The sequence below is a fragment of the Proteus faecis genome, assembly GCF_003144395.1.
In the GTDB taxonomy this organism is placed as follows: Bacteria; Pseudomonadota; Gammaproteobacteria; order Enterobacterales; family Enterobacteriaceae; genus Proteus; species Proteus faecis.
Map to the genome: position 1 here is coordinate 201,885 of NZ_PENZ01000028.1, position 22,090 is coordinate 223,974.

14 protein-coding genes are annotated in these 22,090 nt (G+C 34.7%); 9 read left to right on the top strand and 5 right to left on the bottom strand.

Annotation, left to right across the window (positions count from 1 at the left end; all coding sequences use genetic code 11):
* The first annotated feature begins 140 nt into the window (after window positions 1-140).
* Complete coding sequence (gene clcA / locus DK858_RS07975) at window positions 141-1,562, top strand: H(+)/Cl(-) exchange transporter ClcA (protein WP_109396944.1); 1,422 nt, start codon at window positions 141-143, stop codon at window positions 1,560-1,562.
* A 67-nt stretch (window positions 1,563-1,629) separates the two neighbouring features.
* Here clcA and tehB read toward each other — a convergent pair whose 3' ends face one another.
* The 5 genes from tehB to DK858_RS08000 all read right to left on the bottom strand — a co-directional run bounded on the left by tehB (window position 1,630) and on the right by DK858_RS08000 (window position 6,246).
* Window positions 1,630-2,484 (bottom strand): SAM-dependent methyltransferase TehB, encoded by an 855-nt coding sequence (gene tehB, locus DK858_RS07980; RefSeq protein ID WP_109396945.1) that lies wholly within the window; start codon window positions 2,482-2,484, stop codon window positions 1,630-1,632.
* A gap of 78 nt (window positions 2,485-2,562) precedes the next feature.
* The gene (locus tag DK858_RS07985) at window positions 2,563-3,678 is read right to left on the bottom strand and encodes an NAD-binding protein (protein WP_228407234.1); all 1,116 of its coding nucleotides are present in this window, start codon (window positions 3,676-3,678) and stop codon (window positions 2,563-2,565) included.
* Window positions 3,679-3,757: 79 nt separating this feature from the next.
* Window positions 3,758-4,843: a linear amide C-N hydrolase gene (locus tag DK858_RS07990; RefSeq protein WP_109396947.1), complete on the bottom strand. Its 1,086-nt coding sequence runs from the start codon at window positions 4,841-4,843 to the stop codon at window positions 3,758-3,760.
* A 233-nt stretch (window positions 4,844-5,076) separates the two neighbouring features.
* Window positions 5,077-5,655 (bottom strand): YceI family protein, encoded by a 579-nt coding sequence (locus DK858_RS07995; protein WP_109396948.1) that lies wholly within the window; start codon window positions 5,653-5,655, stop codon window positions 5,077-5,079.
* Window positions 5,656-5,691: 36 nt separating this feature from the next.
* The gene (locus tag DK858_RS08000) at window positions 5,692-6,246 is read right to left on the bottom strand and encodes a cytochrome b (protein ID WP_109396949.1); all 555 of its coding nucleotides are present in this window, start codon (window positions 6,244-6,246) and stop codon (window positions 5,692-5,694) included.
* A gap of 1,001 nt (window positions 6,247-7,247) precedes the next feature.
* On the opposite strand from DK858_RS08000, the gene DK858_RS08010 reads away from it, so the two are divergent.
* The 8 genes from DK858_RS08010 to DK858_RS08045 all read left to right on the top strand — a co-directional run bounded on the left by DK858_RS08010 (window position 7,248) and on the right by DK858_RS08045 (window position 21,076).
* The gene (locus tag DK858_RS08010; RefSeq protein ID WP_072063411.1) at window positions 7,248-8,075 is read left to right on the top strand and encodes a MurR/RpiR family transcriptional regulator; all 828 of its coding nucleotides are present in this window, start codon (window positions 7,248-7,250) and stop codon (window positions 8,073-8,075) included.
* A gap of 227 nt (window positions 8,076-8,302) precedes the next feature.
* A complete protein-coding gene (locus tag DK858_RS08015) occupies window positions 8,303-9,052 on the top strand; it encodes a YadA-like family protein (RefSeq protein WP_109396951.1) in 750 nt (249 codons plus the stop codon).
* Between the two features lie 241 nt (window positions 9,053-9,293).
* The gene (locus DK858_RS08020) at window positions 9,294-9,785 is read left to right on the top strand and encodes an N-acetyltransferase (RefSeq protein ID WP_109396952.1); all 492 of its coding nucleotides are present in this window, start codon (window positions 9,294-9,296) and stop codon (window positions 9,783-9,785) included.
* Window positions 9,786-10,110: 325 nt separating this feature from the next.
* Entirely contained in the window at window positions 10,111-11,670 is a 1,560-nt protein-coding gene (locus DK858_RS08025; RefSeq protein ID WP_109396953.1) for a sulfatase-like hydrolase/transferase, read from the top strand.
* A 146-nt stretch (window positions 11,671-11,816) separates the two neighbouring features.
* Entirely contained in the window at window positions 11,817-12,701 is an 885-nt protein-coding gene (locus DK858_RS08030) for an OmpG porin family protein (RefSeq protein ID WP_109396954.1), read from the top strand.
* Between the two features lie 36 nt (window positions 12,702-12,737).
* Window positions 12,738-14,903 (top strand): autotransporter family protein, encoded by a 2,166-nt coding sequence (locus DK858_RS08035; RefSeq protein WP_109396955.1) that lies wholly within the window; start codon window positions 12,738-12,740, stop codon window positions 14,901-14,903.
* 11 nt (window positions 14,904-14,914) lie between these two features.
* Window positions 14,915-17,980: a chondroitinase family polysaccharide lyase gene (locus DK858_RS08040; RefSeq protein ID WP_109396956.1), complete on the top strand. Its 3,066-nt coding sequence runs from the start codon at window positions 14,915-14,917 to the stop codon at window positions 17,978-17,980.
* Between the two features lie 54 nt (window positions 17,981-18,034).
* Entirely contained in the window at window positions 18,035-21,076 is a 3,042-nt protein-coding gene (locus DK858_RS08045) for a chondroitinase family polysaccharide lyase (protein WP_109396957.1), read from the top strand.
* Window positions 21,077-22,090: the final 1,014 nt, after the last annotated feature.

Below are 22,090 nucleotides of genomic sequence, written 5' to 3' on the forward strand. Positions count from 1 at the left end.
ACACTAAAGATGAAAAAGAGAAAATATGCTAGAAAAAAAAACGACTAATTCTAAAATTGGCTTAGTTATGTGAGAAATATCACTTCATTATTAAATTACGCTATCATTAGGTTCATCGTTACAATACTTCAATCAAAGTTATGCATAATCATAAATCAGCACAAAGTGCCCAAAATGAACGACGTTTTAATCTGTTCAGAAAAACGCAAGAAACTAATCTTGCTCCACTCAAGATCCTACTATTATCCGCTGTAGTCGGCTCTCTAGCTGGATTAGTGGGTGTTTTATTTGAAAAAAGCGTTAGTTGGGTGATTCATTTTCGACAAGAAGAATTTATTAAAACCTTGACTAATCCTTATATTCTAGCAATCTGTACCTTTCTTTTTTCCTCTGTTTTGGCAATGTTGGGATATTATTTAGTTAAGAAATTCTCGCCTGAATCAGGGGGATCAGGAATACCTGAAATTGAAGGTGCCATGATAGATATTCGCCCTGTTCGTTGGTGGCGAGTATTACCTATAAAATTTATTGCCAGTATTGGAACTTTAGGTTCTGGTATGGTACTAGGACGAGAAGGTCCAACAGTTCAATTAGGCGCCAATATCGGTCAGCTAGTAAATGATATTTCTCGAGTAAAAGATAAAGAGTCGAGTCATACACTATTAGCTACGGGAGCTGCAGCAGGATTAACCGCAGCTTTTAATGCACCTCTGGCTGGTATTTTATTTATTATTGAGGAAATGCGGCCTCAGTTTAAATACAGTCTTATTTCAATTAAAGCGGTTTTTATTGGCGTTATTATGTCTTGCATTGTTTTTCGCCTATTTAATGGTGAAGGCGGTGTTATTCATATTGGTAAATTTTCATCCGCACCACTAAATACACTCTGGTTGTATTTAGTGTTAGGTATGTTATTTGGTATTATTGGCGTACTCTTCAGTAAATTACTTTTCTATGTCCAAACCCAATTTCAACATTTCTATCAAGATAAAACATCACGCTTTGTTTTAACCGGTGGCATCATCGGAGGGATTTGTGGCTTATTAGCATTAATTATTCCTGAAATAACAGGCGGTGGATTTAGTATTATTCCTGCACTCAGTACGGGGCAATATTCCCTTATTGCGTTATTACTTTTCTTTATTTTACGAACCATCACATCTATTATCAGTTTTGCCTCTGGTGCTCCTGGCGGCATATTCGCCCCCACTCTAGCATTAGGTACACTATTTGGTAGTGCATTCGGATTAACTGCAACCTTGCTTTTTCCTGATTATCAAATTCAAATTGGTACGTTTGCTATCGCAGGAATGGGCGCTTTATTTGCCGCAACGGTAAGAGCGCCTCTAACGGGGATCGTCCTCGTATTAGAAATGACGGATAATTATCAGCTGATCCTGCCGATGATTATCACCTGTTTAGGTGCAACTATGTTGGCGCAACTATTGGGTGGTCGCCCTATCTATACGGTTTTATTAGAGCGGATATTGCAAAAATCTGAGGAAAAAGAGCAATCAGGCCAAGTCTCTGACCTTAAAAGTGATAAATCACCACAACAATAAAGCTCACTAGGTCAGATAAAAAATACCCCAATTATTTGGGGTATTTAGAAGAGACGATAGTTTTTAACTATTTTTTACGTGCGATTAAAGTAGCAAAATTTAAGGCGATACGATTACCATTTGCATCTGTTTTATGTAAATGCCCAGGATCTTCATTATATTTAATCAATTCCCAGTCTTTATAATGATCAGCTAATTCATTTGGACGTAAAAAAGTTTTAAATGGGATCTCAGTTGGATCACTATTCGGCGTTTCAACAGGGCAAACAATCACATTAATACCATTAGAATTGGTACATTCCTGCATATTTTTAATAATACTTTCAATTCGTTCCCGTTGGCAGAACATCAATACAACGGTTGAAAGAATAATATCGTATTTCTCAGTAAGTGAAGCGTCATTAATATCATATAAGCCACTTTTTACTGACAATCCTGTTTTGGTTTTAACTGTTTCAATCGCATCAATATGTGAAGGATTAATATCTAATGCTGTCACATCATAACCCAGAGACGCTAAATAGAAGCTGTTTCGACCACGACCGGCACCTAAATCTAACACCTTACAAGGCTGGGTAAACGTTGCCATATAGCGTACTTCAGAATGTGGTAATGATAAGTCATTTTCTTTAAACAGCTTATCTTCTGGGGCACATAAAAAAGAGAGCTGACAACGGATATCATCACTTGTTTTATCTATTTTATGCCACTGTTGAGGTTGAATTAAAGGTGGCTGATTTTTAGTATCACACTCAACTGAAATTTGAGACCCATCATCATTAAAAACAACAAATGTCATATTACCTTGCAGTACCCTCATTTGGGCGTAAGTGCCTTCTTTTGTATTGTGACGTTCTAATAACGCTAAAGGAATGGATGTGCGAGTCCACTCTGGCATTGTTTTATAATTGACAAGTTCCATCATTCAACCTCACTTAAGATGTATTTTAAATACATCTTATTGCAATCACGATCTTTCGTAAAGAAGGTTTTATCAAGATCATGATTTTAAATATTTGTTTAACAGCAAATTAGTCACATCTGAGGAAGAAATAGATTCACCACACAAAACTTTCATCATAATTTCTTTACCTAATGATGCTAAAGAAAACAACATATCTGGGCGTAACCGGCTGATTTTATCTCTATTTTCATCTTGATTAATAATAGTGATTAATTTGGCATTAACATTAGAACATTCTTGGATAGTCAATAAAATAAAGGTATTTTCTGCATCACTTTCAGATAAAGTCACAACCCAACTCGCTTTCGCAATATTAGCAGATAGCAATGTTTTAAGATTAGTAGGATCACCTTCAATAATATTGGCTTGTGCATCATAAGAGGTTCTACTTTTATCGGCACAAATTGCAATCACAGGTTTCCCTTGTTCTCTTAGCCCTTTTTCTAATTGAGAAGCCAATGCTGATGAACCAATAATAATAAAATGATTATGCATTTTAGCGATCCTTTTCTTAACAATATCGCGAGTACCACGCGCAAGAAACCCCATGACATACACTATGGAAGTAGTAAAAACAGTTATTCCCAAGATAACGACGGTGAGAGTAAAAATACGTGCATTCGTACTAATTGGCACAATATCGCCAAATCCTAGTGTCGTCATACAAACAATAGAAAAATAGAATGCATCCATTAATGTTGTAATATGTGGCTTAAATTCATCGCCAATATAAAGACTTCCCAGCATTGAGAATAACAGTAAAGAAAGAGTGCAAATAAAAGCAACAAAGCCTGCACTAGTTAAACTATGATGTGGAAATGCACGCCAGCTTATTAACAACCCAATCGCTAAAATAAAAGAAAAATAGGATTGAAAGTCCATTTGCTGATAAACAGCGACATCTAGAAAAACAATGGTGGCTAATAAAATCAAAGAGACACACCATGCAATTCTGGCACCAAGATACATAAATATTGAAAGCAAAATTAATGCACAACCTAACATTACCTTTGGTATATCGAGTAGTTTTAATACACCTAAGGATTTTAGCCACGCTGAAAAACCATGGATTTCCCAATCCAGATAAATACCACGAGAGAGCAAAATGGAGTAAATAATAAAAATACCATTTAAGGTAAGTAATAAAGACATCATTTTTCTTGTCACTTTAGATGTCTCTATCACATTTAATATTGCGGATAATTTCATATGAGATATTGTGAATACTCGGCTAGTTATTTAAAGGTATATTATCTAATCCTTGAAACTTAAAAGGCTCTGCAGGTTTAAAATGACTCGTAGCATCTGCTGAATAAATTATCGATTGCTCTTCACCTAATGCTAATGTCATTACTTTCCCACTCTCTTTTGAAAAATCAATTTCCTTTAAATTAACCCAAAAGGTATTCGGCGATAATGCTGATTCGAAAAAATATAATTGGTTTTTGTGGTCAGCCACCGTTCTCCAGCGTGTGGATGAAATTTCAGGTGATTCAGCCGTACTTAATCCATAAGGCACAGATACATTTCTGATCACACCAAATACGCTAGCGAGTGATTTTTTACTCGATTGCGCTTTAGGAATGGAATTCACATAAAAAGAAGCTCGGGTAAAACGATCTGAAGCACGATTAGTCCCCGGTAACATCACGGTTCCACCAATTTGTTGCCAATAACTATTCAACGCTAACTGTTCTGAAAAAATAGGGGAATTTGTCATCACTTGATACTCTTTACTGTGATGAATAACTTGCTTTCCATCTATATATTCAATAATAGCGCTATCTCCCGTTGCATCTGAAAGCGAAAGATGTAGTGTAGCCATTCTATCTTGCCCAGGAACTTTATCCGTCAATACAATAAAAGGCTCGCTCTCTAATGCATTCACGGCTTCTTCGACCGAAGCAAAATTATCTAGCACGTACTGTGCCCATGCAGAAATTGAAATAGCCGGTTTCTCTTTGGTATATGCTGGATAATTGGACTCCGCCAACCACAATAAATTAGCCACTAAACCTTTTTCATTCATACCATCTGTCGTAGAAATATCATAGCCAGATGCAATTACACTTCCATATTTAGATGTCCATTTTATCGAGTTATCACCGGCTTCTCCTGAACGCTGCATTCCCTGTGGAAATATCCATAAATTTGTTCCTATGTCATATTTCCAGTCCATTGAGCGAGCCGTAATAATTTGATTATTGTCTCCTAAATAAACAAGTCGAGTACATGCATCAGCATCTGTAATGCCTACAGTGAAAAGACCAGATACAAGTAGAGTACCCAAAAAAGTATGACGTAATTTTTTCATTATGACTCTTTCCCGTTAAATAAATAGATGGTTTCTTTATCATGGCCTATCTTTACACTAACTAAAAAATCGATAAAGCCTCAGAATAAATATTAGTCCTATCAAAAAATAAAAATTATTACTTAAGTATAAGGTCATTCATCATAATTGTGCATAAAAAAACCGATACGTTAAGGTATCGGTTTATAAATGGTCTAGGCAATAAGAGGGTTTATTACCTTACAAAAAGCATTTAATTACGCCTTCTTTACACCTTCAACAGAGATAATTAACTCTGCTTCTTGTGATTTTGGTCCTAAGTCTGATTTAAAATTAAACTCTTTCAGATTCACTTTCCCCGTTGCTTCAAAACCAGCACGGTAACCTTTCCAAGGATCAGTACCTTCACCAATTAATTTTGCATTTAATGAAACAGGCTTCGTCACACCATTTAATGTTAAATCACCTGTAACAACATAGTTTTCGCCATCACGAGTAACTTTGGTTGAAACAAATCGTGCTTCAGGATATTTACTTGTATTAAAGAAATCAGCACTACGTAAGTGCTTATCGCGTTCTGCGTGATTAGTATCTAAACTTCCGGTTTTAATCACGACATCAACTTTGTCTTTTGATGGATCTTCTTTATCGTAGCTAAATGTACCATCAAAATCTTTAAAAGTGCCATATAACCAGCTATAGCCTAAATGTTGAATACGAAACTGTACAAATGCATGCTGGCCTTGTTTATCAATAGCATAATCTGCTGCTAAAGCAGTACTTGCATTAAATAACAACACACCTGCTGTTAAACCTAATAAAGCTTTCTTAAACATTGTTATCTCCATAATTTAGTTTTATAAGTTTAATAATTATTTAGTCCGCATTCCTAGCATGCGTTTTAACGTAACATCTTTATCAATAAAATGATGTTTTAAAGCACCAGCAGCATGTAATAGCGATAATAAAACCACTGCCCAGGCTAAATAAAGATGAATATCACCAGCTATATCTGCTTGTTCAGCTTCCCCAGTAAAAATGGCAGGTACAGAAAACCAATCAAATACAGATATAGCTTGTCCATCAGCGGTCGAAATTAAATAACCGCTAATCAGAATAGAAAATAAGATTAAATATAAAAGCATATGTACAATATGAGCACTAATACGTGTCAGTTTGCTGTAACTTGATAAAGCTTTTGGAGGTGGAGAGATCCAACGCCATATCACTCGCACTATCAAAACAATAAATAAAAGAATACCAATGCTCTTATGTATTTCAGGTGCGGAATGGTACCAACTATCATAATACCCTAACGTCACCATCCAAAGCCCTAAAGCAAACATACCATAGACAGCAAGCGCCATCCCCCAGTGTAAAAGGAGTGACAAGTGTCCATAGCGAGACGCATTATTTCGCCATTGCATAATAAAAATCCAATAGTTTCTAATTCATTAAAATAATGTTGTATAGTCTAGTATATTGAGAGTAAATTGTTAGTCCATAGTTCAACAAATAATTTGCTTATCATTATCAATAATAATCAATAAGTAATGAGCTCTTATTAGTCACTCTGTTGATTATCTAATCAGTGACATAGTTGAAATTTTTTTTCAAAATAAGATAGCTATATTGATGGGTATTTATATACATAATAAATATAGGGATAAAATAATAATTGAAATAAGATTAATACAACATTTGCCTAACTATAAAAACAATTGTTCACCTCACTTATCCTAAATTAGAACTTATTAAGCAAAATACAATAATAATTAGAGGGATCGTAAAAAAAACGGATAACCAGCGCATTTCACGTATAACGCCAAAAATAATACCAACAATACAAACAAAAAATATAACTGGCATCATTTCTGAGTAATGATCATGACAATAGTGCATTAATAAATTAATCCACGGGTGATCGTTTTGCATATGAAAATTTCAACCAATAAAAATAAATTTTAATTAAGATAGAGATAAATTACTATCATTAATAAATAAAACAAGCGTTGTATTATAAATATCAATCATCGCGCACAAAGATATTAAAACACTTCACATTTCAAATAGAGATAGCTCTAGCAAATAAAAATAATAATTTAAGTGAAACTTACAATAATATAAAACAAGTAAGGTAAAATAAAACAAAACGCCACAATAAAAGCAATATTATTATTAATATCACCTTAGTCAAATGAAATAATAATTTCATTTAAACCAAAATAAAGAAGATTAATTTCATTGAGTTATTATAAAATTAATAAACAATAAATAAAATAGAGTTTTAAACATCAAATAATTACCTTTAGGTTATTCATTTATTTGGAATTAACTCTATATTTCATTTTAATTACTATTAGCTAAAAACATTCAAATACCATGCAAAAAACACTACAATTACAATAGTATTTTTATTGAGGGCACTATGTCTACTGCAACAAATCTGAATGAACTACAGGAACAAGTTCGCTCCCGCTATAATGGATTAAGTAAAAGGCTACAGCAGGTTGCACATTATCTACTTGATAATAAAAACAGTGTGGCATTTGATACAATTGCAATCCTTGCAGATAAAGCAAATGTTCCTCCATCGACATTAATTCGTTTTGCCAACGCATTTCATTTCAATGGCTTTAATGAAATGAAACAGTTATTTCAAAATCACTTGATGAATGAAATGGTAAATGAAAATGAAAATTTAACTTATAAACAAAAATATAAAGAGGAGCCTCCTAATCTGAATGAGCCTGCCTATATTTTGCAAGAATTTGCACAAGCAAATAGCCATTCATTGCAACAATTGGCAAATCAGACTCACAGAGAAATGTTAAATAAGACATTACAATTGCTCGAACACGCTGACACAATTTATATTTGTGGCTTTCATCACTCATTTAGTGCTGCAAGTTATTTTTTTCATGCTCTCTCGCATATCTCTTGTGAGACTGTTTTTGTCAACAGTCTAGGTGGAATGTACAAAGAGCAATTAAGAAACATTACGCATCGTGATGTACTCTTTGGTATTCACTTCCACCCGTATTCAGATGAAATGCAAAAAATGTGTGAAATGGCAACTTACAAAGAAGCAAAACAGATTATTGTTACTGATAGTCCAATTAGCCCATTGGCGAGTTTAAGCGATGTTTGTTTAACTGTTAAAGAAGCTCAAATAAAAACCTTTCGTTCTCAAACGTCAACCATGTGTTTACTACAAGCAATCTCTGTCGCTTTTGCTTTTAGAAAAAAACATTAATAACTTTTTTATCCTAAACTGTATCTTAATTAAGATGCAGTTTTTTATAAAATAAATATTTGTTAAGTACTATTAATGAACAATAACTATTAAACACATATTAAATAGCTTAGTATTTTATTTGGAACTATTTTTAGGAATAAATACAGATTTTTTTGTTTGTGATGAAAAAATTAATCATTTAGCATTAATTTATACCACCTAAGATCATTAAAGGATTAAATTAAATGTTATTTAAAAAACTATTTTTAATTGTTTTCTTATTTCCAAACTTCTCCTATTCGAACACACATTTAATAAAGGAAAATAAAGAAGATCCAATAGTCGTTAATATTTCTAATATTTCATTAGGTGATAACAGTAACGCATCTGGTAACGGCTCAATTGCAATAGGAACAAATAGCCAAGCTAAAAATACACACTCAGTTGCTATTGGTACTAATTCATTAGCAACTGAAGAAAATACAGTATCGTTTGGAAATATTGAAAATAAACACACATCTCGATTAGTTAATATTAGTGAAGGTAAAAATAACACAGATGCCGTCAATCTTATTCAGACTAAAAAAATGGTAGATAAAAGCAGAATAACAACAAATAATATCGTCAATCAACTAAAGAGAAGTGTCAGTACAGATATCAATAATATCAAAACCTATGTTAATGATTTTGATCATTATTATAAGAAAAGACAGGCTGAAATCACAGATTCAATTGCAAATTTAGACAAAGAAATTATCGCATTAGAAAAAAAAGTATTTGCCAGTATTGCTTCATCTGTTGCAATGACTAGCATTCCTTATCTTACTCATCACACTTTAAGTGGCGGAATTGGTATTAGTAATTATCGAACAGGCACAGCATTTGCTGGAGGTATGCAATATAAACCCAATAATGATATTGCATTTCGATTAAACTCATCCATTAATAGTGAAAAAGAAATTATTATTGGTGGGGGATTAGCTTATGGTTGGTAAACAATTTATTTTCTAGAATAAAATTATAAAAAATAGTTTTATAATAAAAGCAGTAATAAATTAAGTAACATTACTGCTTATTTATAAAAAAGAATATTAATAAATAATAAATAATAAATAATAAATAATAAATCCTTTGAAGAACTAATAAATTTAACTTTAGTATTTCTAAAATAATTTTTGTAATATACATTCTTTTTTATATACTAAGATTATAAGCTAGCGCTAAAAGGAATAAAAAATGAATTATATATTTCAAAAAATGACTGCTAAAGATATTAGTTCAGTAGCACTCTTATTACAGAAAAATTCTGAATCTCAACAAGGTGGATTATATGGTGAATACCCTCTAAACAAAGTTGAAGCGATGTATCAAAATAGCACCAATGCCATTGTTGCACTTTACCAAAAAAATGTTGTTGCTGTTGTCTTTAGCTTTCCGGTTACTTCTTTTTCGATCCCTCCAATTGCTCAGGCTATTAACCAATACTTTCCAGAAATAACACAAAATAATTGGTTTTACGGCCCTGTTTGTATTGATAAATCACACCGAGGAAAATCACTCTTAAAAGATCTATACCAACAGATCTGTTCTTTACATGGTGGACACCCCATCGCATTTGTTAATAGCGAAAATATTCGGTCACTAAAAGCCCATCAAAAATTAGGTATGGAGATCGTTAAAAACTTTAAGTTTAAAGGTATATCTTGGTGGATCATCAAAGGACAATGAAAACAAACGAAAGAAAAGTATTTACACTTCTGTTATCCAACTTTCTGGCTAAAAATGGAAACTTTCAGGTATTTTTGCTAGCGTCATCACAAAACAAACAATATCAATAAAAATCAATAAAATACATAAAACAATAAAAAATTAATCTATTCTTAACAATATTCAAACTCCTATTTTAGCTGTCAAATTGCTTACAATTTGACATCATTCTGTGATCTCCCTTTCAATTATTGAACTTTCGTTAACTTACTTTTTGATCTTATATAAAAGTATAAATAAGATAAAAGACACCAATTCGAAAGTAAACGTAAAATAGGAGGAAGCAATGACTGTTTCCCGCAGAACTTTTATCAAAGGACTCGCAGCCAGCGGTGCAGCAATGACTGTTTCTACCCCTGTTATTGCTAATTCAGGAAATTCGACTGCTAACACGCGATCACGACCAGAGAATGCTCCTAACTTATTAATTGTTTTCCCTGATGAAATGCGCGCCCATGCATTACAGTTTATGGGGGAAGATCCTTCAATTACACCTAATTTGAATAAATTTGCGAAGCAAGCCAAAGTAATGACCCAAATGGCTTCAAACTACCCTCTTTGTTCTCCATTTCGAGGCATGTTTATGACTGGTCAATACCCTGTTCGTAATGGTATTACAGGAAATGCGCATGACTATGGTGGCAAAGTAGGTATTGATTTATCGCCTTATGCAAAATGTTGGTCAGATGTTTTAAAATCTCTTGATTACAGCACAGGCTATATCGGTAAATGGCACCTTGACGCACCTTATGAACCTTTTATTGAAAGTTACAATAATCCAATGGAAGGTCGTTATTGGAATGAATGGGCAGCTCCAGATAGACGCCATGGTTTTGATTTTTGGTACTCTTATGGCACTTATGATTTACATTTGAAACCAATGTATTGGGCAAATGATACTCCTCGTAATAAGCCAATTTACATTGATCAATGGGGACCTGAGCATGAAGCTGATATGGCAATCAAGTTCCTAAAAAATGAAAACAATCAATTTAGAGATAATTCAAAACCATTTGCATTAGTGGTTTCAATGAACCCACCTCATTCTCCTTATGATCAAGTACCGAAAAAATACCTCGATGTTTATCAAAATAAGACATCAAAAGAACTAAACACACGTCCTAATGTACAGTGGGATACTGAATATCAGGAAGACTATGGGCCTCAATATTTCAAAGAATATATGGCAATGGTCAACGGTGTTGATGAGCAATTTGGTCGCATCATCGATGAATTAGAGAAACAAGGTCTTGCAGATAATACTCTCGTCGTTTTCTTCTCTGATCATGGCAGTTGCTTAGGTGCCAATGGACAAGCAACAAAAAATAATCCTTATGAAGAATCCATGCGTGTTCCTATGATGTTTCGTTTACCGGGCAAAATTAAACCAGGCTCTGACGATGCATTAATGTCGGCACCTGATATTTACCCAACTATCTTAGGGCTACTTGGTTTATCTGAATGGATCCCTGATTCTGTAGAAGGTACTGATCTTGCTGATAGAGTAATCACAGGCAAAGGCGACACAGCAAACTCTCAACTTTATCTTTTTATTCCTTATGGTGAACCTTCATTCGGTAAACGAGGTGTAAGAACTAAAACTCATACTTTGGTGATAGATAGACAGGATGGACAACCATTAAAATATACTTTATATGACAATGTGAACGATCCATATCAAATGAAAAATATTGCCAAAGATAATATGCCTTTTATTGAGAGATTAATTAAAGAAGAATTAACCCCTTGGTTGGAAAAAACAGGAGATTCTTGGCGCGCAACAGAATTCATTACGGCAACAACCAACAAATTAAATAAAACAATATCAACATGTAAAGAAAAATAATAAAAATATCTGCGCCATAATTTTATGGCGCTATATATAAACCCAATTCGCTGATATAAAAAATCCTTTTAATTAAATAAAGGGAAAGATGTCCTACACCTAAAAATTGACACCAATAAAAGCGAATAAAGAATTGGATATATACCATGAACAAATTTCGTATTGCTCTTTTTTTACCTCTTCTTGGCTTAGGTTTAACTTCTTTTCATTCTCAGGCAGCTAATGTTAACGCAATGTTTTCTTGGGAAACAGCAGATTACGATACACCAAATAACTATGCTGGTTATCGTGTAGATTTTAATATTAATCCAGATAAATCTAACTGGTATTTCGATGTTGGCTTTCGTCAACGTGAACATGACAATAAAAATCGTTATCAGCGCTATGATCTACAAGGTAGTTATCGTTTTAAATTAAATAATGGTTGGATCCAACCTGGTTTAAAAGTACGTCAAGATCTCACTAACTATGATAATGGTAGCCGATTAACGATTGATTTTTATGAATCAAAAACCAACTACCAATTTCCGATTAATAAAGACTGGGTTTTAACGGGTAGCGTTTTATTTGGATTACAAAAGAAAGAAGACAAACGTAGTAATGGTGTCACAAACACGGATTATTTAGGCTGGGAAATTGAACCCGGTCTACGTTATTTTGTCACGCCTAATATTAATACAACTGTTGCTTATTTTGATGGTGGCAAGCAAGCAATACGACATGAAGAGTACGACACAAAAGAAACAAACCATAATCAACAATTACGTATGTATGTAAACTGGACAACACCAATAGGATTAATTGTTTCTCCTTCAATGCGCAAATCTATTTTTGGAAAAATAGAAGATAGAACAAATAAAGGCGTTTATATCGAAAAAGATATGACACGTTATACCCTACAAATGGCTTATCAAATATCTCCTCAATGGCGAGTTATGACGGAATATTATAATGAACGTGTTGAAAATAAAAATGATGGTAGCAAATCAACTCAAGATTATTTCAAAGTTTCATTCCGAGCAACATTCTAATAATTAAAATCATATAATTGTTCATGGAGTTATATTGTGAAAAATAAAAAATTGTTATTTTTGAGCACCGCTATTTTATCAGCTATTTATGGTTCAGCATGGGCGGCAGAATGTGATCCCACTATAAATATCTGTGAAACAGTTAATGTTAATGATGGTAATACTGTTCAAATAAATAAAGATATCACGGTTTCTCAAGGTGATGGCATTGTCTTTAATGGCTCATCAACAGAGTACAAAGCTCAAGCAATTACAAAAAATATTACTGTTACTGGTGATGGAGCAAGTGCCATCAAGATAAATCAGGGGGCTTCTTTTAGCAGTAATATCAACTTGAATGGTGCTAATGTGACCAGTGAAAATGGCACAGCCATATTGGTTGAAGGTGATTTTCCTAAACGAGGTACTGGTGTTTATGTAAGAGACGGTGCCATTATTCAAGGAAAAACTGCAGCTATTGATTTTAGTACACTGAAAACAGGTTTTAGAAGTGATGTAAATGGTGAGATCCACGGTGATATTTTAGGAAATGGGCATGCTGATACTAAAATAAATTTTGCTTATCAAGGTGGTGCTCAAAATGCTCTATTTGATGGATATAAAATTACTGGTGTTCCGCTAATTGAAAACCACGGCAACTTGACTATCCAAGGAAAAGACAGAACGATTAACTGGGACGGTAATTTCATGAATAAGGAAAATAGCCAGCTCATTTTCCGCCTTGATGACAATACCAATACCGATGAAACTATTCTTCATGTTGACGGTGATGTTACCTTTAAAAAAGGTAGTCAAGCCAAATTGGATTTTAAAGGCACTAGCGTCGATAACATTATAAATAAAGATATAATTCTCATATCTTCCAATTCAGCAATTAAAGATGAAGCAGGAATTACAGTTACTGACGCCAATGCTATTGCTCCCGATGTTTCACCTTTATTAGAAAAAACAGATTCATGGTTAGAAACGACACCGCCTAATATTAGCGGTGGTGTTAGTGGCAATCAGTTAGTTGCGCGTTATGGTATTAGCTATGAAGGTGGCAATAATTTTATTAGTGCGGCTGAACGTGGTGGTGTCAATGACAATGGATTAGCAGCAGCTAATTTTGTTATTCCGACTGTTTTAAATGAATTTAATAATACACGTAGCCAAGTTTCAGATGAAGCACTGAGTCTATTAGTTGCGGCTGGAAATGACGATAATAATATTGCTGCATTATCAAATGATTTAGCACCTATCGCTGATGGTAGTGATATTCAAGCGGGATTAATCATGGTTGAAGATATGCGCAATAATATTGCTCATCGCTATTTACGCTATGATAATCAATTACCGATTGAAGAGAGAGAAGCCGGTTGGAATAGTTGGGCTAACATACTGTACGGTTACGGCACACAAAGTAATCAAGGCGGTATTAACGGTTACAACACTTACCGTACAGGTATTCAAATAGGTACTGATTACGAAATCAATCAAGATGCACTTATTGGTGTTTCTTTTGCTTATAACTACGCCAAGGCTGATGCGAAACAACGTAACGCAAGTAAAGAAATTAACCATTTTGAATTTATGCCTTACACCGGTTGGTATAGTGACACATTATTCCTAAACGGTAATTTAAATATTGGTTATTACACTGTCGATAGTGAGCGAGATATCGGTGGCAATACCGGATGGCAAGGAAATACCAAAGCAACCGGTGATTATTCTGGTGTGCAATTAGGTTATCAAATTAATGCTGGAACCTATTTTGATTTTGATTTCATCCATATAAAACCGATGCTGACTTACCAGTATCAATGGCTCAATATTGATTCATGGGAAGAAACAGGTTCTGCATTATCCATGAGAACTAATGGCCAACGTTACGCTGTTAATCAATTAGGTGGTTCAGTTTCCTTATGGAATAGTTATCAAACCTCTTATGGAAAGTTAACCCCCTCTCTTAATCTGCGTTATTTCAAAGATATTGCAGGTGATAATAATATCAATCAACGCCATAGCCTCACCTATTTTAATACAGGGGGAAGTACCTTTGATATTAAAGGCAATCGTGTTGGTGGTGACATTATTAGTGCTGAATTAGGTGCTAATCTCGATATTACCCAGTCGTTGAATTTAGGTACAACAATGGGATATCAGCGTTATGACAAATTCAATGAAGGACGTATTGGCTTCACCTTTAGCCAACGTTTCTAAGGAGAAAAGTAATGCCGATATTTCGTTTTACTGCACTCGCTATAACATTAGGACTATTATCAACTCCTTATAATGCAACTGCGGCTACCAGCAATCCTGCATTCGATCCTAAAAATTTGATGCAATCAGAAATTTATCATTTTGCGCAAAGTAACCCATTAGCAGACTTTTCATCAGATAAAAATTCAACACTGACATTATCTGATAAGCGCAGCATTATGGGAAACCAATCCCTTTTGTGGAAATGGAAAGGTGGAAGTAGCTTTACTTTGCATAAAAAAATCATTGTACCAACAGATAAAGAAGCGTCTAAAGCATGGGGACGCGCATCTACACCCGTTTTATCATTTTGGCTTTATAACGAAAAACCTATTGATGGTTATCTCACTATCGACTTTGGAGAGAAACTCAAGTCAACGAGTGAAGCGCAAGCAGGTTTTAAAGTAAAATTGAATTTCACTGGTTGGCGTGCTGTTGGGATCTCTTTAAATAACGATCTTGAAAATCGAGAGATGCTCTTAAATGCAATGAATACCTCTTCTGATGGAACTCAAGACAGTATTGGTCGATCTTTAGGCGCTAATGTTGATAGTATCCGATTTAAAGCTCCATCTAATGTAGGCCAAGGTGAAATCTATATCGATCGTATTATGTTCTCTATCGATGATGCTCGTTATCAATGGTCTGATTATCAAGTGAAAACACGTTTATCAGAGCCTGAGATCCAATTTAATAACGTACAACCTCAGTTGCCAGTGACGCCCGAAAACTTAGCCGCGATTGATCTTATTCGTCAGCGCCTGATTAATGAATTTGTTGGCGGCGAAAAAGAGACCAATCTCGCACTAGAAGAAAATATTAGTAAATTAAAAAGTGATTTTGATGCACTCAATATTCGCACTTTAGCGGATGGAGGAATGCAAGGGCGACATCTGATCACGGATAAACAAACTATTATTTATCAGCCAGAACACCTTAATTATCAAGATAAATCGCTTTTTGATAATTATGTCATTCTTGGTAACTACACAACATTAATGTTCAATATCAGCCGTGCTTACATTCTTGAAAAAGATCCGATACAAAAAGCCCAGTTAAAACAGATGTACTTATTAATGACAAAGCATTTATTAGATCAAGGCTTTGTTAAAGGGAGTGCATTAGTCACAACCCATCACTGGGGATACAGTTCTCGTTGGTGGTATATTTCTACGCTATTAATGTCTGATGCCTTAAAAGAAGCAAATCTACAAACTCAAGTTTATGATTCATTGCTGTGGTATTCACGGGAATTTAAAAGTAGTTTTGATATGAAGGTAGGGGCTGATAGTTCAGATTTAGACTATTTCAACACCTTATCGCGTCAACACTTAGCTTTATTACTGTTAGAGCCTGATGATCAAAAACGCATCAACTTAGTTAATACCTTCAGTCATTATATTACTGGTGCATTAACTCAAGTCCCTCCAGGTGGTAAAGATGGTTTACGTCCCGATGGTACAGCGTGGCGACATGAAGGTAACTATCCGGGTTATTCTTTCCCTGCCTTTAAAAATGCTTCTCAGCTTATTTATCTATTACGTGCCACCCCCTTTGCTGTTGGTGAAAGTGGTTGGAATAACCTGAAAAAAGCGATGGTATCAGCATGGATTTACAGTAATCCTGAAGTCGGATTACCGCTTGCTGGGCGACACCCTTTTAACTCACCTTCGTTAAAATCCATCGCTCAAGGCTACTATTGGCTTGCAATGTCTGCAAAACCATCTCCTGATAAAAAACTCGCATCTATTTATCTTGCAATTAGTGATAAAACACAAAATGAATCGAGTGCTATTTTTGGAGAAACTATTGCTCCCGCAGCCTTGCCTCAAGGCTTCTATGCCTTTAATGGCGGTGCTTTTGGTATTCATCGCTGGCAAGATAAAATGGTGACACTGAAAGCTTATAACACCAATGTTTGGTCATCTGAAATTTATAACAAAGATAACCGCTATGGCCGTTATCAAAGCCATGGTGTAGCCCAGATAGTCAGTAATGGCTCGCAACTTTCACAAGGCTATCAACAAGAAGGTTGGGATTGGAATAGAATGCCTGGAGCTACCACTATTCATCTTCCTCTTAAAGAGTTAGACAGCCCTAAACCTCATACGTTAATGCAACGTGGAGAGCGTGGATTTAGTGGAACATCAGCCCTTGGTGGTAAATATGGCATGATGGCATTCGATCTTCTTTATCCAGCCAATCTTGAGCGTTTTGATCCTAATTTCACCGCGAAAAAGAGCATATTAGCGGCGGATAATCACTTAATTTTTATTGGTAGCAATATAAATAGTAGTGATAAAAATAAAAATGTTGAAACCACCCTATTCCAGCATGCTATTACACCTGAATTAAACGCTATTTGGATTAATGGGCAAAAAGTTGAAGCTTTTCCTTATCAAGCAACACTTAAACAAGGTGATTGGTTAATTGATAGCAACAGTAATGGTTATTTAATTACTCAAGCTGAAAAAGTGAATGTCAGTCGCCAACACCAGACTTCAGCTGAAAATAAAAATCGCCAGCCAACGGAAGGAAACTTCAGTTCAGCGTGGATTGATCACAGCGCTCAACCTAAAGATTCCAGTTATGAGTATATGGTCTTTTTAGATGCGACTCCTGAAAAAATGAGGGAGATGGCAGAGAAATTCCGTGAAAATAATGGGTTATATCAGGTTCTTCGTAAAGATAAAGATGTTCATATTATTTACGATAAACTCAGCAATGTAACGGGATATGCTTTTTATCAATCGGCTTCTGTTGATGATAAATGGATCAAAAAGGTTGATAAACCCGCGATTGTGATGACTCATCACCAAGGAAATACGCTCACTATCAGTGCTGTTACACCTGATTTAAATATGACACGCCAAAAAGCAGCAACGGCGGTTACTATCAATGTCATCGTCAACGGAAAATGGCAACCTACTGACAAAAATAGCAAAGTAAAATATAACCTTTCAGGTAATAGCACTGAACTCACATTTACCAGTTACTTTGGTATTCCACAAGAAATCAAACTTTCACCTCTCTCTTGATATCACTAAAAGGAACGCATCTGCGTTCCTTTTTTATTTGCAGGAAATCTGATTATGCTAATAAAAAACCCTTTAGCACATGCGATGGCATTAAGCTTATGTTTATCATTACCCACACAGGCCTCCCTCTCTCTTTCTAATGAAACTTTCGGTGATATTTATCTCTTTGAAAGTGAAATGCCCAATACCCTCACCACTTCAGACAATAACCTATTATCACTGAGTAAACAGCACGCTAAAGATGGTGAACAATCGCTCAAGTGGCAATATCAACCCAACTCAACCTTGATATTAAATAATGTAGTTAATTATCAAGATGATAAAAACACAGCGACACCTCTCACTTTTATGATGTGGATTTATAATGAAAAGCCTCAAACTTCCCCATTAACATTGCAATTTAAGCAAAATAACAAAATAGCATTAAGCTTTGATACTCAGCTTAATTTTACAGGATGGCGAGGTATTGCTGTTCCTTTTCGTGATATGCAAGGTTCCGCAACAGGGAAATTGGATCAATTAGTGATAACAGCTCCAGATCAGGCTGGAACGCTCTTTTTTGATCAAATTATTATGAGTGTACCTTTAGACAATCGGTGGGCCGTTCCTGACTATCAAACACCGTATGTCAATAATGCAGTAAACACCATGGTCAGTAAAAACTGGAGTGCTTTACTGATGTATGATCAGATGTTTAAAGCTCATTATCCAACTCTAAATTTCAATACTGAGTTTCATGATGATCAAGCTGAAATGGCATCAATTTATCAGCGTTTTGAATATTATCAGGGAATTAATGCTGATAAAAAAATCACCTCAGACATGCTTAATAAAAATTTAGCACTCTGGGAAAAATTAGAATTAACACAACACGCGGATAGTTCAATAACAGGAAAAGCACTCGATCATCCTAACCGACAAAACTTTATGAAAGTTGAAGGTGTATTTAGTGAAGAGACAAAAAAAGCGTTACTTGATGCCAATATGCTAAGAGATGTAGGTAAAACGCTGCTTCAAACTGCTATTTACTTGCGTAGTAACTCCTTATCAGTAGCCGATAGAAAAAAATTAGAAGCGCTTTATTTATTAGGCACTCGTTACGTCCTTGAACAAGGTTTTGCACGAGGTAGTGGTTATCAAATTATTACTCATGTTGGATATCAAACCAGAGAGCTTTTTGATGCATGGTTTATTGGTCGTCATATTCTTGCAAAAAATAACCTTTTAGCGCCTACTCAACAAGCCATGATGTGGTACAACGCCACAGGGCGAATTTTTGAAAAAGATAATGAAATCGTTGATGCAAATGTCGATATTCTCAATACTCAATTACAGTGGATGATAAAAAGCTTACTGATGTTGCCAGATTATCAACAACGCCAACAAGCCTTAGCACAACTACAAAACTGGCTAAATAAAACCATCCTAAGTTCAAAAGGTGTTGCCGGTGGTTTCAAACCTGATGGTTCTATTTTTCACCATTCACAACATTATCCTGCTTACGCTAAAGACGCATTTGGTGGTTTAGCACCGAGTGTTTATGCGCTAAGTGACTCCCCTTTCCGGCTTTCACCTGCTGCTCATGAACGCTTAAAAGATGTGTTATTAAAAATGCGCATCTACACTAAAGAAACACAAATCCCTGTGGTACTAAGTGGTCGTCATCCTACTGGATTACATAAAATAGGAATTGCTCCATTTAAATGGATGGCATTAGCCGGTACACCTGATGGAAAACAAAAAGTAGATGCGACATTGGCTGCGGCCTATGCAAAACTAGATCACAAAGAGAGTTTTGAAGGAATTAACGCTGAAAATGAACCCACTGGTGCATGGGCAATGAACTATGCTTCAATGGCGATACAACGTAGAACCTCTATTCAAGCACCACAGCAAAGCTGGCTTGCGATTGCTCGCGGTTTTAGTCGTTATCTTGTTGGTAATGAAAGTTATGAAAATAACAATCGTTATGGACGTTATTTACAGTATGGTCAATTGGAAATTATTCCTGCTGATTTAGCTCAATCAGGATTTAGCCATGCTGGATGGGATTGGAATCGATACCCAGGAACAACAACAATCCATCTTCCCTATCACGAACTTGAGGCAAAACTTAATCAATTACCTGCAGCTGGTATTGAAGAAATGTTACTTTCAACAGAAAGCTATTCTGGTGCTAATACACTTAATAATAACAGTATGTTTGCTATGAAATTACATGGCCACAGTAAATATCAACAACAAAGCTTAAGGGCTAATAAATCCTATTTCTTATTTGATAATAGAGTCATTGCGTTAGGATCTGGTATTGAAAATGATGATAAACAACATACAACAGAAACGACACTATTCCAGTTTGCTGTTCCTAAATTACAATCAGTGATAATTAATGGTAAAAAAGTGAATCAATTAGGTACTCAATTAACTTTAAATAATGCTGATACCTTAATTGATCCTGCTGGCAATTTATATAAGTTAAGTAAAGGACAAACAGTAGAATTTAGTTATCAAAAACAACATTCTCTGGATGATAGAAATTCGAAACCAACAGAACAACTATTTGCAACAGCTGTGATATCTCATGGTAATGCACCGAGTAATGCAACTTATGAGTATGCGATAGCGATCGAATCACAGGATAAGAAAGCACCTGAATACACGGTATTGCAACATAATAATCAACTTCATGCTGTAAAAGATAAAATAACCCAAGAAGAGGGATACGCTTTCTTTGAAGCTACCGAAATTAATTCTCCTCAAGCTTTATTATTGTCGAGTGACTCACCAACGATGGTTATGGCTAAAATACAGAAACAACAATTAACACTAAGTATTGTTAATCCTGATTTAAATTTATATCAAGGTATAGAAAAAGACCAAATTGATCATAAGGATAATCAAATTGAAGTCAGTGTTTATTCCCGAAATTGGCTTACGGCAGAATCTCAACCAATAAGCAGTACTGTCACCATAAAAGGAATATGGAAATTAGCAACATCTCAATCCGATATTAATATTAAACATCAAAATAATAATACGCTGATTACGACAACAACCACACAAGCAACACCAATAGTTGTTAATTTAGTTAAGTAGTATCCCTAACTTTTAAATTAAAGAGTCTCGATATGTTGATATCGAGACTCTTCTTTTATTAAGAACTAAAATTAACGAATCAATTATTTATTTAAAATAATAAAAACAAATCGAATGGTTTATTATTGAGAATAAATGTGTTGTCTCATTTTAATAGTTTGCTATGCTCTGCGCGGGTGCTTGGATCAATCTGGTTCAAGCATTTTGCCAAATACCAGAAAGAGAAAAGCCCCGGAAAATATATTATATATTAACCGAGGCGGACTCAAACCTGAGAACTTGATTCTGCCTCCTTATAAAGGAGCTGTCAAGAAAATGAACAAATATTCTCTGATTAGTGTGATTGTTATTAGTATAAATATCACTGTATTACTGATAACTTTATTCTATAATAATCCAATCGAGAATTTCACCATTAATAGTGAATATATAAATGTTCAGGTTAAGTTTATCAGTAATAAACACTAACCTTGTGGGGGAGCAATCCCCCACAGTTTTCTCATTAAGTGATTACGGTTGAATCTAAGCACCCTAATTTATAATAAGAGGTAACAGATTTATGTTACCTCTTATTTTATTTACTCACGCAGTTAGCGAATCAATTATTTATTTAAAATAATAAAAACAAATCGAATGGTTTATTATTGAGAATAAATGTGTTGTCTCATTTTAATAGTTTGCTATGCTCTGCGCGGGTGCTTGGATCAATCTGGTTCAAGCATTTTGCCAAAGCCAGAAAGAGAAAAGCCCCGGAAAATATATTATATATTAACCGAGGCGGACTCAAACCCTAACAATTTGATTCTGCCTCCATTTTTATCGGAGTGCAAGAGGAAATGAAGAAATATTCTTTAATCGGGCTAATGATCGTCACTATGATAATATCAAGTAACGTATTATTAGAGAATACACTTTTTATTTATTCATACCAACTAATGGATATTTAATGATTCAGATTAATATATTTTTTATATTATATTAATCTTGTGGGGGAGGAATTTCCACCACAGTTTC

Coding starts and splice junctions, on each gene's coding strand:
- DK858_RS07985 (WP_228407234.1), bottom strand. CDS start 3,678: ATGTCTTTATTACTTACCTTAAATGGTATTTTTATTATTTACTCCATT.
- DK858_RS08025 (WP_109396953.1), top strand. CDS start 10,111: ATGACTGTTTCCCGCAGAACTTTTATCAAAGGACTCGCAGCCAGCGGT.
- DK858_RS08020 (WP_109396952.1), top strand. CDS start 9,294: ATGAATTATATATTTCAAAAAATGACTGCTAAAGATATTAGTTCAGTA.
- clcA (WP_109396944.1), top strand. CDS start 141: ATGCATAATCATAAATCAGCACAAAGTGCCCAAAATGAACGACGTTTT.
- DK858_RS08015 (WP_109396951.1), top strand. CDS start 8,303: ATGTTATTTAAAAAACTATTTTTAATTGTTTTCTTATTTCCAAACTTC.
- DK858_RS08010 (WP_072063411.1), top strand. CDS start 7,248: ATGTCTACTGCAACAAATCTGAATGAACTACAGGAACAAGTTCGCTCC.
- DK858_RS08040 (WP_109396956.1), top strand. CDS start 14,915: ATGCCGATATTTCGTTTTACTGCACTCGCTATAACATTAGGACTATTA.
- tehB (WP_109396945.1), bottom strand. CDS start 2,484: ATGGAACTTGTCAATTATAAAACAATGCCAGAGTGGACTCGCACATCC.
- DK858_RS08030 (WP_109396954.1), top strand. CDS start 11,817: ATGAACAAATTTCGTATTGCTCTTTTTTTACCTCTTCTTGGCTTAGGT.
- DK858_RS08045 (WP_109396957.1), top strand. CDS start 18,035: ATGCTAATAAAAAACCCTTTAGCACATGCGATGGCATTAAGCTTATGT.
- DK858_RS07995 (WP_109396948.1), bottom strand. CDS start 5,655: ATGTTTAAGAAAGCTTTATTAGGTTTAACAGCAGGTGTGTTGTTATTT.
- DK858_RS08000 (WP_109396949.1), bottom strand. CDS start 6,246: ATGCAATGGCGAAATAATGCGTCTCGCTATGGACACTTGTCACTCCTT.